The organism is Burkholderia sp. BE12 (assembly GCF_002959955.1).
Lineage (GTDB): Bacteria > Pseudomonadota > Gammaproteobacteria > Burkholderiales > Burkholderiaceae > Burkholderia.
This window is the reverse complement of record NZ_PREY01000004.1, coordinates 172653-186326: the sequence shown is the minus strand read 5'-3', so window position 1 is coordinate 186326 and position 13674 is coordinate 172653. Positions and strand designations below refer to the sequence as shown.

The following is a 13674-nucleotide window of genomic DNA, read 5'->3' as shown; positions in this document are numbered from 1 at the left end:
GGGCTGTCCGCTTTCACGCGAAACGGGCCGGAACGGGCAACGGCTCGCGCGTCAGGTTCGCGTTGCGTGTCGCCGTTCGGCGCGTTACAGCGCCATGTCGGCCGACGCCTTCGCCGGGCGGGCCGGCGCGGCACTGGCGCCGGACGGGGCCGGCGTGCTCAGGTCGATCTTCGGCGGCGGCGCGAGTTGCAGCACGTTGCTCGTGTAGGTCCATTCCTCGACGACCTTCGCCGGGCTGTCGTTCAGCTTCGTGCCGTAGCTCGGCACGATCTGGCGGATCTTCTGCTGCCACTCGGGCGTCGCGACCTTGTCCTTGAACACCTTCTTCATCAGGTTCAACATGATCGGCGCGGCGGTCGATGCGCCCGGCGACGCGCCGAGCAGGCCCGCGATGCTGCCGTCCTGCGACGCGACGATCTCGGTGCCGAGCTTCAGCACGCCGCCCTTGACCGGGTCGCGCTTGATGATCTGCACGCGCTGGCCGGCCTGCCACAGGCGCCAGTCTTCCTTCTTCGCGTTCGGGAAGTATTCCTTCAGCGCGTTGAAGCGGTCGTCGTCGGACAGCATCAGCTGGCCGGCGAGGTACTGGACCAGCGGGAATTCGTCGACGCCCACACGCATCATCGGCGCGACGTTGTGCAGGTTGGTGCTCTTCGCGAGGTCGAAGTACGAGCCGTTCTTCAGGAACTTGGTGGAGAACGTCGCGAACGGCCCGAACAGGATGATCTTCTTGCCGTCGATGATCCGCGTGTCGAGGTGCGGCACCGACATCGGCGGCGAGCCGACCGACGCCTTGCCATACGCCTTCGCGAGATGCTGCTTCACGACCTCGGGGTTGTCGGTCACGAGGAACGAGCCGCCGACCGGGAACGCGCCGTAGTCCTTCGCTTCGGGGATGCCCGACGCCTGCAGCAGGCGCAGCGCACCGCCGCCCGCGCCGATGAACACGAATTTCGCGTCCACGGCCTGCGGCGGCTCATCCGAGTGCAGCTTGACCCACGACACGTGCCACGTGCCGTCGGCGTTGCGCGTGATCTCGCGCACTTCGCTCGACAGCGACAGCGTGAAGTTCGGTTGCGTCTTCAGGTAGCCGACGAACTGGCGCGTGATCTCGCCGAAGTTCACGTCGGTGCCGATCGGCGTCCACGTCGCGGCCACCTTCTGGTTGCGATCGCGGCCTTCCATCATCAGCGGCACCCACTGCTTGATCTGGTCGTAGTCTTCCGAATACTGCATCCCGCGGAACAGCGGGCTGGCCTGCAGGGCTTCGTAGCGTTTCTTCAGGAAGCGGACGTTGTCGTCGCCCCAGAGGAAGCTCATGTGCGGCGTCGAGTTGATGAACGCGTGCGGGTTCTTCAGCACGCCCTGTTTCACCTGCCACGCCCAGAACTGGCGCGAGATCTGGAACGACTCGTTGATCTCGATCGCCTTCGAGATGTCGATCTTGCCGTCCGCCTTCTCCGGCGTGTAGTTCAGCTCCGCGAGCGCCGAATGGCCGGTGCCGGCGTTGTTCCAGCCGTTCGAGCTTTCCAGCGCGACGCCGTCGAGGCGCTCGACCATCGTCATCGACCAGTCGGGCTGGAGTTCGTGCAGCCAGACGCCGAGCGTCGCGCTCATGATGCCGCCGCCCACCAGCAGGACGTCGACCTTCTTCGTGTCGGCGGCGTGCGCGGACGATGTCGCGACGCACAGCGCGAGCGCCGACAGTATTACCCGTAACGTTTTGATCACAGCAGATCCCTCTTCAACTTGGATGCATCGGTTTGCCATGCCGCCCGGCGCGCGGTTCCGTTGCGCCGAAACGCGGATCCGGAGATCCGGATCGCGAATCCGGAATTCCGGATCGACGCTGCGCGCCGTTGCATTTGCGCGCGCGAAGCCATTCGGAAGGACACCTTCGGATCGGCTTCCCGCGAACAGGCAAGCGCCTGTGTCGCGACGGTGCGTCACGCGTCCGGGCCTTGGCGGCAAGCCTGAGCGGACGGCGCTTCAGGCTGCGTTGCAAGAGGCCGCGTGCGACGCGTTTCGCGGGGGCGGGATGGCAAGGGGCGCGTAATATAACCGAACTCGGACAACGTGTCGCAGACGCTGAATATCCCTGTTTTCGTGGGGTTTTTGTGCGTCCGGGTTTCCAGAATGGCGGTGTGGGAAGCGAGGTTCTGGGGGAAGGGCAGGGGCGTCGTGCGGCCAACGTCAACGCTTCGCCGGCAAGGCTGACCGGGCTGCGCCGCGCGATGGCTGAAGGGAAAGCGCAAGAGGCGGATTCGAGCCGTATCGTGACCTACTCGCGCACGGCTACGATGGAGAGTTGGCCGAATCCATCTTTGCGCAAATTACTGGCTGTGGCGAGTGCCGGTTCCACGAGGGGGCGGTTGGCGTGCCGTCGCCTCCCATCTCGCCCGCGCGGCTTCGCTCGGAAACGAGTCAGAACGGCCGAACGAAACGTGACAAGCGTTGCGGCCTCGGTTCTCCGTCGATTGACGCTCAAGAAATCAATTCGAGGTGCTTTCCGCCGTTCGGCACAGCGTCGACTACGAGTCGCCGATCGAAGCTCGCGAGCTTGCCGTTGTGCGCGCGAGCGAGCGCGAGCAGATACGTGTCGGTCAGGTGCGCAGAGGACAACAAGCGAGTGGCATCGACGTGTTCTGCGTCGAGCAAGCTCACATCGTCCGGCCAGAAAGTGTGCCCTGCGTGGCCCCGCAGTTGCGCGACGAGCGGCGCAACGGATACCGGGGAACCCATCGTATTCGGGTATTTCGGATTACCGATTATCCGAAGGACGCCGTTCTCGGTCAGAGGGCATGTGGCCCAGCCAGCGTATCCGACGCGACCGAACCATGCGTGCGCGGATTCGTGCTGAACGTGCGCAGGGTCCAGCAATGCAATAAGAACATTGACGTCGAGAAGGTAGGTGATCAAAGCGAATCGTCACGAAGTTGATTAACAGTATCGAGCGTGACCGGTTGGGCCGACGACGAGACCGGCATCAGCGGCAACCCGTTGCGGCTCGTCTGGTTGGTCGTCGGTCGCTGCAATGCCGTGCGAGCGAGTTCGGAAATGACCTTACCGATACTCGTACCCGGCCTTGCACGTTCTCGGGCGAATGCGAGGACGTCGTCATCGATGTCGATTGTGGTACGCATGAGGTGGTTCTCCCATCAAACATCACCCATTTTACTACAATCGCATCAAGCATCAAGCATCAAGCATCAAGCATCAAGCATCAAGCATCAAGAATCAAAGAGGCAAAAGGTCTAGCAAGGCCTTCGATTTACCGGAGATTTGCCTGGGATTTTCATTCAAGTTATTGATTTTTATAAAAATAACTGTGCGTTCCGTTGGCGCGCTGATCTACGGACTGCCCCGATCGCATCACTTCGACGAACCGTTCCGGCAGAACTGCTCATAAGCCTGCGCCGAATTCGCGAAGCCGTGCGCCTTCGCGAGCTCCCACGGACGCTCGCATTGTTGCGTCTGTTCGCACCATGCGTAGCCGGCCGAGCCGATGCAGCCATGCGCGTCGCGATCGCCCCCGACGCGTGGCGGTGCGACAGGCGCCGACGCATCGGCCGGCGCAGAGGATGGCGCCGCACAGGCACTCAATGCGAATGCGCATGCAAGCGCGGCGGCAAGCGACGCGGAAGGAAGGCAACGTTTCATCAGGTAGCGCTCCATGGGATGACGATCGACAGCGGATGCCCGCGCACGGGCGCTTGAAAGCATGAACGGTCACGCGTTGGGCACCGGCACGCGCGACGAGAACTTCACCTCGCGCAACGCGAGGCTCGACTGGATCGACGACACGCCCGCCTGCTTCCTCAGCACGCGCTCGACGAATTCCGCATACGCGTCGAGATCGGCCGCGACGACCTGCAGGATGTAATCGGCCGCGCCGGTGATCTTGTGGCACGACGTCACTTCGTCGTGACGCCGCATCACGTCCTCGAAGTGATCCGAATCCTGGTCCGAATGCATGTTGAACGTCACCTGCACGAACGCGAACACGTTCATCCCGAGCGCGCGCCGGTCGAGATTCGCCTGGTAGCCGGTGATCACGCGTTCGTCCTCGAGCCGCTTGCGGCGGCGCCAGCACGGCGTGACGCTCAGCGACAGCTTTTCGCCGAGCGTGGCGTTCGACAGCGCGCCATCTTCCTGCAACAGGCGGAGCATCGCGCGGTCGACGCCGTCCAGTTCAACTGAAGCGCGATTTTTGCTCATATTCTTCGTTCCGTAGACTGTTTTCTCAAAATTGTACGGAACGCGGAAGTGAAAAGCAAAGTTATTGCCGACCGGCCTCAATAGACTGTTGCCATCCCCTTTCCAGTCATCCCTGCAACGGTCAATCATGCTCACGGTCTACAGCAGCGATCACCACCTGCATCGCGGCGTCGAACTGAAGGACGGCGCGATCACCGAGTCGTTCGAAAACCCTCTTCGCGCCGAAACGGTGCTCGCGCAGGTCCGCGCGGCCGGCCTCGGCGACGTGATCGCGCCGCGCGCGTTCGACCGCGCCAGCTACGTTGGCGCACACAGCGCGCGCTACGTCGATTTTCTCGCCGGCGCATGGGACGAATGGACCGCGACCGGCCGCACCTGTCAGGCGTTGCCGCTCGTGTGGCCGGTGCGCGCGATGCCGGCGGCCGCGACGCTGCCCGGCTTCATCGACGGCAAGCTCGGCTTCTTCGCGATGGACGCCGGGGCGCCGATCAACGCCGGCACGTGGGATGCGGTGAGCGCGGGCGCGAATTCGGCGCTGACCGGCGCCGACCTGCTGTCGCGCGGCGGCGCACGCGCCGCGTTCGCGCTCTGCCGCCCGCCCGGCCACCACGCGGGCCGTGAGTACATGGGCGGCTACTGCTACCTGAACAACGCGGCGATCGCCGCGCAACACGGTATCGCGAGCGGCGCGGCGCGCGTCGCGGTGCTCGACGTCGATTTCCACCACGGCAACGGCACGCAGGACATCTTCTACGAGCGGTCGGACGTGCTGTTCGCATCGCTGCATGGCGAACCGCCGGTGTCGTATCCGTACTTCTCCGGCTATGCGGACGAGCGCGGCGCGGGCGCTGGCGCAGGCTTCAACCTGAATCTGCCGCTGCCGAAGGGCACGCAGTGGGACACCTACTCGGCGGCGCTCGATCAGGCCGCGGCGGCAATTGCGAAGCACGCACCGGACCTGCTGGTCGTGTCGCTCGGCGTCGACACGTTCGAGCACGACCCGATCAGCCATTTCAAGCTGCGCTCGCCCGACTACCTGCGGATCGGCGAGGCGCTCGCGCGCCTGAACCTGCCGACGCTGTTCGTGATGGAAGGCGGCTACATGGTCGACGAGATCGGCATCAACGCAGTGAACGTATTGCTGGGATTCGAAGGGCGTGCGTAAGCGCGCGGCATGACCTTCGACGAACGACGGATCCGAACACGAACGAAGCGCGACAAGGAAGGAGACAGGCATGAATCGGCATCACAAGACGGTATTCGCCACCGCGGTTGCGCTGACGTGCGCGCTGCCTGCATGGTCCGCGCATGCGGACGACGTCGTGCGCATCGGGCACGTCGCGCCGCTGACCGGCGCGATCGCGCATCTCGGCAAGGACAGCGAGAACGGCGCGCGGCTCGCCATCGACGAAATCAATGCGAAGGGGCTCGTGATCGGCGGCAAGAAGGTCAGGCTGCAGCTCGACGCGCAGGACGATGCGGGCGACCCGCGCACCGCGACGCAGGTCGCGCAGCGGCTGGTCGACGACAAGGTGGTCGGCGTCGTCGGCCATCACAACTCGGGTACGTCGATTCCGGCGTCGCGCGTCTATCGCGACGGCGGCATCGTGCAGATTTCGCAGGCCGCGACTAACCCGACGTACACGCAGCAGGGCTTCAAGACGACCTATCGCGTCGTCGCGACCGACGCGCAGCAGGGGCCGGCACTCGCGATGTACGCGGCAAAGAACATGGGGATCAGGACGGTCGCCGTGGTCGACGATTCGACCGCGTACGGGCAGGGCCTCGCGACCGAATTCGAGAAGGCGGCGAAGGCGGCCGGGATGAAGGTCGTGTCGCGCGACGCGACGAACGACAAGGCGATCGACTTCCGCGCGATCCTCACGAAGATCAAGGGCGCGAACCCCGACGCGATCATGTACGGCGGGATGGACGCGACGGGCGGCCCGCTCGCGAAGCAGGCGCGCCAGCTCGGCATGCGCGCGAAGATCCTCGCCGGCGACGGCGTGTGCTCGACCGACCTGCCGAAGCTTGCCGGGCCGGCGTCGGACAACGTCGTGTGTTCCGAGGCCGGCATCGCGCTCGAGAAAATGCCGGGCGGCGCGGCGTTCGTGAAGCGCTACGAGGCGCGTTACCACCAGCCGATGCAGGTGTATGCGCCGTTCTCGTACGATGCGGTGTACATCATCGTCGACGCGATGAAGCGTGCGAATTCGACGGATCCGGCGAAGGTGTTGGCCGCGATTCCGACAACCGACTATCGCGGCGTGATCGGCGAAACCAGCTTCACGCCGCAGGGCGACCTGAAGCACGGCGCGATCTCGGTGTTCACGTACAAGAGCGGCAAGAAGGCACTGCTCGATATCGTCAGGATGTAACGCGTGGGCGGCCCGGGATCGCGCGCCAGGCGCAGGCGAAGATCTCAGGCCGCGATATCGGCGAACATGTCGTGGCCGATCACGCCTGGCACAAGGCGGGGCTGCCGCAGCCAGTCGAACGCGAGTTCGACGATGAGCGGCGTCGGCTGGCTGCAATGCAGCGACCCGAGCGATTCACGGTCGATCCACGCGCAATGCGCGATCTCGTTCGCCGGACGTGCGGTTGCATCCGCATCGATCTCGGCGAGAAACACGTGATGCAGCTTGTGCGTGCCTGCGATCCGGAACAGATAGCGGGCGTGGCCGCAGGCAAGCCCGGTTTCTTCCAGCAGCTCGCGGCGCGCGGCGCCGCGCAGCGATTCGCCGCACTGCGGCTTGCCGCCGGGCAGCGCCCAGCGGGCATTCAACCGGGCGACCAGAAGGATCCGGTCGCCGCGTCGGCAAAGGACGGTGGCGCGTTCTTTCATTGAGGTTTCCTGATTGCATGCCCGCGCATCGAATCGGCAGGCAAAAAAAAGCCGCCCGCGAAGGGCGGCAAGGAACGGAGAGATTCGCTACTGCTTGCCGGAGGAGATGACCGTTTCGTCCAGCACGGCCATTGTCGCGAGAGGATGCCGCGCAGTGAATCAGACGGGTCTGATTCGAACGCGGGCCGGGCGGAAAATCGAATCGAAGCGGAGCGATTGCATGCCGCGACGCGGTAATCGGCGCCGTGATCGTGATGGCGGCAGCGCGATCCGGGCGCGCTCGCCGCCGCGTCGGTTACATCTGTCGTGCGCGCATGCTGTCCGCGCGGCGCTCCGCATCGTGCACGATGTGCAGCTCCCGCGTGCGGATCGGCAGCGCGCAATCCGCATCGGCGAGCGCCTTGCGCACCTGGCGCGCGAGGCGCCAGCGCATCGCCCAGAACTTGTCGGTATGCGTCCACACGCGCAGGTTCGCGACGGCCGTGCTGTCGTCGAAGCGCATCACCATCACGTCCGGCTCTGGATCCTGAAGCACGTCGGGATCGGCCACGGCCAGCGCGTGCAGCGCGGCGAGCGCGCGATCGATGTCGTCATGCACGGACACCTCGACCTCGAGATCGAGGCGGCGTGTCGGGTTGCGCGTGTAGTTGCGGATCGAGCTGCCCCACAGCGCGCTGTTCGGCACGTACTCGCAGATGCCGTCCGGCTTCGTGAGGCGTGTCATGAAGAGGCCGACCTCGTCGACGGTGCCCGCGACGCCCGTGCCGCCGTCGATGTAGTCGCCGACCTTGAACGGCCGCAGCAGCAGAAGCATGATGCCGGCCGCGATGTTCTGCATCGTGCCTTGCAGCGCGAGCCCGATCGCGAGGCCGGCTGCGCCGAGCACCGCGACGATGCTCGCGGTTTCGATGCCGAGCTGCGACAGCGCGCCGACGATCGCGACGATGCGGATACCCCACACCGCGACGTCGCAGAGGATCGGCCGCAGCGTGTCGTCGACGCGCTCCTTGTTCGAGAGCAGCCGGTTCAGCCAGTTGCCGATGCGTTTCGACAGCCACCAACCGGCGACGAGCAGCGCCAGGCCGGCGCACAGCTTAATGGAGAGGGTGGACAACGCGTTCCACAGGAACGTCCAGCGTTCCGGATGAAGATGATCGAGAAACATGACGGGATTCCGGTTTGAAGACACAGTGCGCGACGCGTCGGGCGGCGGCCGCATTCGGGCAGGCTGCGCGCGAGCGCGGGCAGCCCTCGACTGTACACGGCGCACGATGTTTCGCGCGAGCGTTTGGGGCGGAGCGACATGCTGTCGGACGGCGAAATTGCGATTTCGTTCTCGTACGAATGGGCTTTTCCAACAAATAGGATTGGTCCTATTTAGCCGTTTCAAGCGTGCCGATACACTCGCCTTCACGTTGCCGGATCGCGACGATAGTCCCTCCGCGATACCTGGCTCTTTCCCGATTTTTCATTGATAGACAGCGAGTGACGACGTCATGCGGTTAGACCTGCGTTTCCGTCTCGCACGCGAACAAGGTCGACCCGCGCAACGCGGCGTTCACTGTTTTGCGATTCGCCGCGCGCTGCTGCGCGGCGTCGTCGCGGCGGCCTGTGTGGCCGGCGCACCGGGTGCGACAGCGCAGGCGTTTGACGACGCCGCGCCGTTCGCGCCGGTGACGGCGGAAACGACCGACCTTGTCGACGTGCCTTTTTTCAGTTCCGCCCGGACGACGTGGGGCGGCTTGCATGCAGCGTCCGCGTCGCACGTACCGGCGGGCGTCGATCATGGCGGCGCTGCCGCGCGCTTCGGCGCGTGCGTGGCTTACAGCGTGCTGTGCGACGCGGCGCGCGGCGCGATCGAACGTGGCTACGCCACGCGGTTCGCCTACGGCATCGCATCGCCGTTGCCCGCGGTGGGCGCGCAGCCGGCGTTCGAACGGGGCGCCGTCGGTCTGGCATCCGCCGAGCCGTTCGTGTTCGCGCAGCCGGATCGCGGCACGCGCACCGGTGCGATTACCGGCAGCCTGCGAGCGTCGCTGGCGCGCGCCGACTTGCCGGCCGGCGTCGCGGCGCAGATCACCCGCATGCTGGCCGGGCGCATCGATCCGACGCAGCGCGGCGCGATCGGCGATACCTTCCGCGTGGCATACGAACTCGACCATACCGAGACGCTGCCGAGCGGCGTGCGCGTGACGGCGCTCGAGATCCGCTTTCGAGGCCAACATGTCGCGGGTGTGTGGTTCGCGCCCGATGCAGGCACGCCGGGCGCCTACTACGACCTCGACGGCGTGCCGCTTGCCGGTTCCCGGTTCGCGATGCCGGTCAACGCGACGCGGATCAGCTCGCATTTCGGCGCGCGCGTGCATCCGGTAAGCGGCGCGCGTCACGTGCATTCCGGCGTCGATCTTGCCGCGCCGGCCGGGCGCGCCGTTCACGCATCGGAGAACGGCGTCGTGTCGTTCATCGGCACCGAGCCGCGCGGCTACGGCAAGTATGTGGTGATTCGTCACGACGGCGGTTACGCGTCGTACTACGCGCACCTGTCGGCGTTCGAGCCGACGCTGCGAACCGGTGCGCGCGTCGTTCGCGGCCAGCGCGTGGGCGCCGTCGGCAGTACAGGGACGGCGACGGGCCCGCATCTGCATTTCGAAGTCCGGCGGCATGCCCGTCTCGTCGATCCGATCGCACTGGTGCAGGCGACCAAAGCGGCGACGCTGAAGGGTGAACGGCGTGTCGCGTTCAACCGCGTGGCCCTCGATGCGCGTACGCGCCTGGCCTCGGCGGCGTGGTCGCTGCCGGTCGCGATGTCGACGCCCGTCGCATCGGATGCCGGTTGACAGCTGACCGGATGCCGGCCACGGCGGCCGGCATCATGGCCTGTGCGCATCGACGCGTACACCGGCTTGCGAATTGCTGCTCATCGTGCGGAGCAACATGAGCGAATGACGTGAAGCCATTGCACGGTTAATCGATCGTCGAATAACGTCAATTTTTTCCGGCTCATTCGCTTCGCATTCTTCGCCGCTTTCGAGGCTCCCGGGAAAATCGGAAAATTCACCCGGTTTTCCTTCCCGCTTTCCCGCCACGCCTATCGCGCAGGGCTTTCCGCAACGCAACAGCGCAGCCATTCCCGTTATTTCCCAATGCGAAATTAACCCAGCACTGATTGCCGATATCACGCGATCGGATCTTGCGATTATTTCATGTCAGGTGATATAACCCGTTTCACACACCGGTTTGCTGCAATAACGTCACCAATAAAGGCGGGCGGAAAATGAAAAGAAAGGCGCGGAACCTGGGTTTGGGTGGGATGGCGATCCTGAGCGGCGCGATGCCGATGGGCGCCCATGCGGCATGCTCGGCCACCGCGCCGGGCAGCGGCACGACGGTCACGTGTTCCGGCGCCAGTGCGCCGTCGGTCGTGGCCGCGGCCGGCAGCACCAACGTGACGATCAATCTCGATTCGACCGCGACCGGCAGCTATGTGCTGACGTCCACGCCGACGCCGTTCTCCGTCGACACGTCGAGCGCGATCACCAACAACGGCAACCTGTCGATGTCCGGCAACGGCACGGGCGTCGCGAACCGAGGCGCGGTGCTGCTCGGCGTGAACAACGGCAATACGCTCACCAATGCCGCCACCGGCGTGATTTCGACGACCGGCACCTACAACGATGGGATGGCCGCGAACGGCAACAACAATACGCTCGTCAACAACGGCACGATCACGACCACCGGCAACAATTCATACGGGATGACGGCCGCGTGGGGGCAGAGCAATCCCGGCGCGTCGGGCAACCGGATCGTCAACACCGGCACCGTGACGACGTCCGGCAACAACGCGCGCGCGGCGTCGTTGCTCGGCGGCAATGGCACGATCACCAACAGCGGCACGCTGACGTCGAACGGCCGCGATGCGCCGGCCGTGTACATGCAGGGCAACAACGACACGCTGGTCAACAGCGGCACGATCCAGACGACCGGCACGGCGACGAGCGGCGGCAGCGTCGATGCGGTCGTGTCGAACACGCTCGGCAGTTCGTTTACCGCGACGATCACGAACCAGGCCGGCGGCAGGATCATCAGCAACAACGGGATCGGCGTGCGCTCGACCAACGGCGCGACGACGATCACCAACGCGGGGCTGATCCAGGGCGGCGGCGGCACCGCGATCCAGGGCGGCAGCGGCAACGTGACGCTGATCCTGCAGACTGGCTCGCAGATCGTCGGCACGGCCAACGGTGGCGCGGGCACCAACACCGTGACGCTGCAGGGCACGGGCACCGCGTCGAATGCGTTCACGAACTTCCAGAGCCTGACGATGGCCGGCACCGACTGGACCTGGGCCGGCACCGGTACGTTCTCGACCGCGCTGGTGCAGAGCGGCACGCTGAACCTCACGGGCACGCTCGGCACGACGACGGCTTCGGTCGTCGCGACCGTGAACGCGGGCGCGACGCTGCAGGCGAATGCGTCGAACCTGCCGCTTTCCGTGACCGACAACGGGCTCGTGCGCTTCCAGCAGGACAGCGCCGGCACGTACACGGGCACGATCGGCGGCTCGGGCGCGGTGGAGAAAACCGGCGCGGGCATGCTGACGGTCGCGCCAACGGCGGCCGGCGGCAATACGTATTCGGGCGGCACGATGATCACGCAGGGCACGCTGTCGATCGCGGCCGATAATGCGCTCGGTGCTTCGTCAGGAAGCCTGACGTTCAACGGCGGCACGCTGCAGCTCGGCAGCGCATTCAACGTCGCAGCGGGCCGCGCGGTGTCGATCACGTCGAACAACGGCACGATCGATACGCAGGGTTTCAACTCGACGTTGACGCAAGGGATCACGGGTGCGGGTTCGCTGACGAAGTTCGGCAGCGGCACACTGACGCTGAATGGCGCGAACAGCTACGCGGGCGGCACGAACGTGAACGCGGGCACCGTGATCGTCGGCGACGGCACGAGCGCGTCGGCCGCGTTGAGTGGCGGCGGCCCCGTTTCAATTGCATCGGGCGCGACGCTCGGCGGCTACGGCAGCGTGACGGGCAACGTGACGAACAACGGCACGATCTCGGTCGCGAATGCGCTCGCGAGCCTCGCCGGTGGCGCTACCGGCAACTTCCGGATCAGCGGCAACCTGACGAACGCGGGGCTCGTGCAGCTCGGCGGCAGCGGCGTGGGCAACACGCTGACAGTGGTCGGCAACTACGTCGGCCAGAACGCGACGATCGCATTGAACACGACGCTCGCCGGCGACGGCGCACCTTCCGACAAGCTGATCGTCAGCGGCGGCGCGGCGAGCGGTGCGAGCACGCTGAAGGTGACGAACGTCGGCGGCGCCGGCGCGCAAACGGCGGCCGATGGCATCCAGGTCGTGCAGGCGACCAACGGTGGGACGACCAGTGCCGGTGCATTCTCGCTGTCGGGCGGCACGGTGAGCGCCGGCGCATATTCGTACTTTCTCGCGAAGGGCGGCGCGGCGAACGGCACCGGCGAAAGCTGGTATCTGCGCAACACGGTGCCGCCGAAGCCGGTGCCGCCGGTCGTCCAGCCGGGACAACCGACGCCGCCGCCCCAGTCGCCGATCACGCCGGCCGAAGGCACGCCGGAGTCGATCGTCGAAGCCGTCGACAATGCCGGGACGGGCGGCGCGTCCGAATCCGTCTACCGCCCCGAAGTGCCGCTGTATGCGGAAGCGCCGGCCGTCGCGCGCCAGCTCGGCCTGCTGCAGATCGACACGTTCCATGACCGTCAGGGCGAACAGGGCCTGTTGAGCGAGAACGGCCCGATGCCCGCGTCGTGGGCGCGCGTGTGGGGCGGCAACAGCAATATCAAGCAGAAGGGCGACGTGACGCCGTCGTTCGATGGCACGGTGTGGGGGATGCAGGTCGGCCAGGATCTGTATGCGGACACCAGCCCGAGCGGACACCGCAATCACTACGGTTTCTTCCTCGGCTTCTCGCGCGCGGTGGGCGACGTGAACGGTTTCGCACTCGCGCAGCAGGACCTGGGCGTCGGCACGCTGCAGGTCAATGCGTACAACCTCGGCGGCTACTGGACGCATATCGGCCCGGGCGGCTGGTACACGGATGCGGTGCTGATGGGCAGCGCGCTGACCGTTCGCACGCATTCGAACGACAACGTGAACGGCTCGACGAACGGCAACGCGTTCACGGGTTCGGTCGAGGCGGGCTTCCCGGTCGCGCTGGGCTACGGTCTGACGCTCGAGCCGCAGGCGCAGCTCGTGTGGCAATGGCTGTCGCTCGATCACCTCAACGATGGCGTGTCGAGCGTGATGTGGAACAACGGCAACACGTTCCTCGGCCGGCTCGGCGCGCGGCTGCAATGGGCGTTCGATGCGAACGGCGTGAGCTGGAAGCCGTACTTGCGCGTGAACGTGTTGCGCTCGTTCGGCGCCGACGACAAGACGACGTTCGGCGGCACGACGACGATCGGCACGCAGGTTGGGCAGACGGCCGGGCAGATCGGCGCGGGGTTGGTGGCGCAACTGACGAAGCGCGGCAGCGTGTATGCGACGCTCAGCTACCTGACGAATCTCGGCGGCGAGCATCAACGCACGATTACCGGGAATGCGGGCGTGCGGTGGGCGTGGTGAT

At 65.8% G+C, this 13674-nt stretch carries 14 protein-coding genes; 4 read left to right on the top strand and 10 right to left on the bottom strand.

What is annotated here, in order from left to right; genetic code table 11:
- Positions 1-84: 84 nt before the first annotated feature.
- From mqo to C4B30_RS06130, 5 genes are all read right to left on the bottom strand, one after another.
- Positions 85-1770 carry a malate dehydrogenase (quinone) gene (gene mqo / locus C4B30_RS06150; protein ID WP_199779052.1) on the bottom strand — a complete coding sequence of 562 codons (1686 nt, stop codon included), beginning with the start codon at positions 1768-1770 and terminating at the stop codon, positions 85-87.
- A gap of 714 nt (positions 1771-2484) precedes the next feature.
- The gene (locus C4B30_RS06145; RefSeq protein WP_199779051.1) at positions 2485-2919 is read right to left on the bottom strand and encodes a TA system VapC family ribonuclease toxin; all 435 of its coding nucleotides are present in this window, start codon (positions 2917-2919) and stop codon (positions 2485-2487) included.
- Positions 2916-3143 (bottom strand): hypothetical protein, encoded by a 228-nt coding sequence (locus C4B30_RS06140; protein ID WP_027813869.1) that lies wholly within the window; start codon positions 3141-3143, stop codon positions 2916-2918. The genes C4B30_RS06145 and C4B30_RS06140 overlap by 4 nt, the downstream gene beginning before the upstream one ends.
- 229 nt (positions 3144-3372) lie before the next feature.
- Positions 3373-3660, bottom strand: a complete 288-nt coding sequence (locus C4B30_RS06135; protein WP_105132152.1) for a hypothetical protein — start codon at positions 3658-3660, stop codon at positions 3373-3375.
- 69 nt (positions 3661-3729) lie between these two features.
- Positions 3730-4218: an Lrp/AsnC family transcriptional regulator gene (locus C4B30_RS06130; RefSeq protein WP_027781944.1), complete on the bottom strand. Its 489-nt coding sequence runs from the start codon at positions 4216-4218 to the stop codon at positions 3730-3732.
- Between the two features lie 127 nt (positions 4219-4345).
- On the opposite strand from C4B30_RS06130, the gene C4B30_RS06125 reads away from it, so the two are divergent.
- Together C4B30_RS06125 and C4B30_RS06120 are read left to right on the top strand one after the other, a co-directional pair.
- Positions 4346-5383, top strand: a complete 1038-nt coding sequence (locus tag C4B30_RS06125) for a histone deacetylase family protein (protein WP_105132052.1) — start codon at positions 4346-4348, stop codon at positions 5381-5383.
- A 70-nt stretch (positions 5384-5453) separates the two neighbouring features.
- Positions 5454-6596, top strand: a complete 1143-nt coding sequence (locus C4B30_RS06120; protein WP_105132051.1) for a branched-chain amino acid ABC transporter substrate-binding protein — start codon at positions 5454-5456, stop codon at positions 6594-6596.
- Positions 6597-6640: 44 nt separating this feature from the next.
- On the opposite strand, the gene C4B30_RS06115 is transcribed toward C4B30_RS06120, so the two are convergent.
- From C4B30_RS06115 to C4B30_RS35810, 3 genes are all read right to left on the bottom strand, one after another.
- On the bottom strand, positions 6641-7063 hold the full coding sequence (locus C4B30_RS06115) for an NUDIX hydrolase (protein WP_105132050.1): 423 nt from the start codon (positions 7061-7063) through the stop codon (positions 6641-6643).
- Positions 7064-7358: 295 nt separating this feature from the next.
- Positions 7359-8228: a mechanosensitive ion channel family protein gene (locus C4B30_RS06110; RefSeq protein ID WP_089501004.1), complete on the bottom strand. Its 870-nt coding sequence runs from the start codon at positions 8226-8228 to the stop codon at positions 7359-7361.
- Positions 8229-8565: 337 nt separating this feature from the next.
- Complete coding sequence (locus tag C4B30_RS35810) at positions 8566-8811, bottom strand: hypothetical protein (protein ID WP_234015399.1); 246 nt, start codon at positions 8809-8811, stop codon at positions 8566-8568.
- Here C4B30_RS35810 and C4B30_RS06105 point away from each other — a divergent pair.
- Positions 8806-9900 (top strand): M23 family metallopeptidase, encoded by a 1095-nt coding sequence (locus C4B30_RS06105; RefSeq protein WP_234015398.1) that lies wholly within the window; start codon positions 8806-8808, stop codon positions 9898-9900. The genes C4B30_RS35810 and C4B30_RS06105 overlap by 6 nt on opposite strands.
- 33 nt (positions 9901-9933) lie before the next feature.
- On the opposite strand, the gene C4B30_RS35180 is transcribed toward C4B30_RS06105, so the two are convergent.
- Together C4B30_RS35180 and C4B30_RS35805 are read right to left on the bottom strand one after the other, a co-directional pair.
- Positions 9934-10191 (bottom strand): hypothetical protein, encoded by a 258-nt coding sequence (locus C4B30_RS35180; protein WP_158683391.1) that lies wholly within the window; start codon positions 10189-10191, stop codon positions 9934-9936.
- 97 nt (positions 10192-10288) lie between these two features.
- Positions 10289-10519: a hypothetical protein gene (locus C4B30_RS35805; RefSeq protein ID WP_234015397.1), complete on the bottom strand. Its 231-nt coding sequence runs from the start codon at positions 10517-10519 to the stop codon at positions 10289-10291.
- Between C4B30_RS35805 and C4B30_RS06100 the strand changes: the two genes are divergently transcribed.
- Positions 10509-13673 (top strand): autotransporter outer membrane beta-barrel domain-containing protein, encoded by a 3165-nt coding sequence (locus C4B30_RS06100; protein WP_234015396.1) that lies wholly within the window; start codon positions 10509-10511, stop codon positions 13671-13673. The two genes, C4B30_RS35805 and C4B30_RS06100, sit on opposite strands and share 11 nt — an antisense overlap.
- The last annotated feature ends 1 nt before the right edge of the window (position 13674 follow it).

Excerpts from the sequence above, each read along its gene's own strand:
- C4B30_RS06115 (WP_105132050.1), bottom strand. The coding sequence starts at position 7,063 with ATGAAAGAACGCGCCACCGTCCTTTGCCGACGCGGCGACCGGATCCTT.
- mqo (WP_199779052.1), bottom strand. The coding sequence starts at position 1,770 with ATGGCAAACCGATGCATCCAAGTTGAAGAGGGATCTGCTGTGATCAAA.
- C4B30_RS06130 (WP_027781944.1), bottom strand. The coding sequence starts at position 4,218 with ATGAGCAAAAATCGCGCTTCAGTTGAACTGGACGGCGTCGACCGCGCG.
- C4B30_RS06125 (WP_105132052.1), top strand. The coding sequence starts at position 4,346 with ATGCTCACGGTCTACAGCAGCGATCACCACCTGCATCGCGGCGTCGAA.
- C4B30_RS06135 (WP_105132152.1), bottom strand. The coding sequence starts at position 3,660 with ATGAAACGTTGCCTTCCTTCCGCGTCGCTTGCCGCCGCGCTTGCATGC.
- C4B30_RS35810 (WP_234015399.1), bottom strand. The coding sequence starts at position 8,811 with ATGCAAGCCGCCCCACGTCGTCCGGGCGGAACTGAAAAAAGGCACGTC.
- C4B30_RS06140 (WP_027813869.1), bottom strand. The coding sequence starts at position 3,143 with ATGCGTACCACAATCGACATCGATGACGACGTCCTCGCATTCGCCCGA.
- C4B30_RS35180 (WP_158683391.1), bottom strand. The coding sequence starts at position 10,191 with ATGGCTGCGCTGTTGCGTTGCGGAAAGCCCTGCGCGATAGGCGTGGCG.
- C4B30_RS06110 (WP_089501004.1), bottom strand. The coding sequence starts at position 8,228 with ATGTTTCTCGATCATCTTCATCCGGAACGCTGGACGTTCCTGTGGAAC.
- C4B30_RS06120 (WP_105132051.1), top strand. The coding sequence starts at position 5,454 with ATGAATCGGCATCACAAGACGGTATTCGCCACCGCGGTTGCGCTGACG.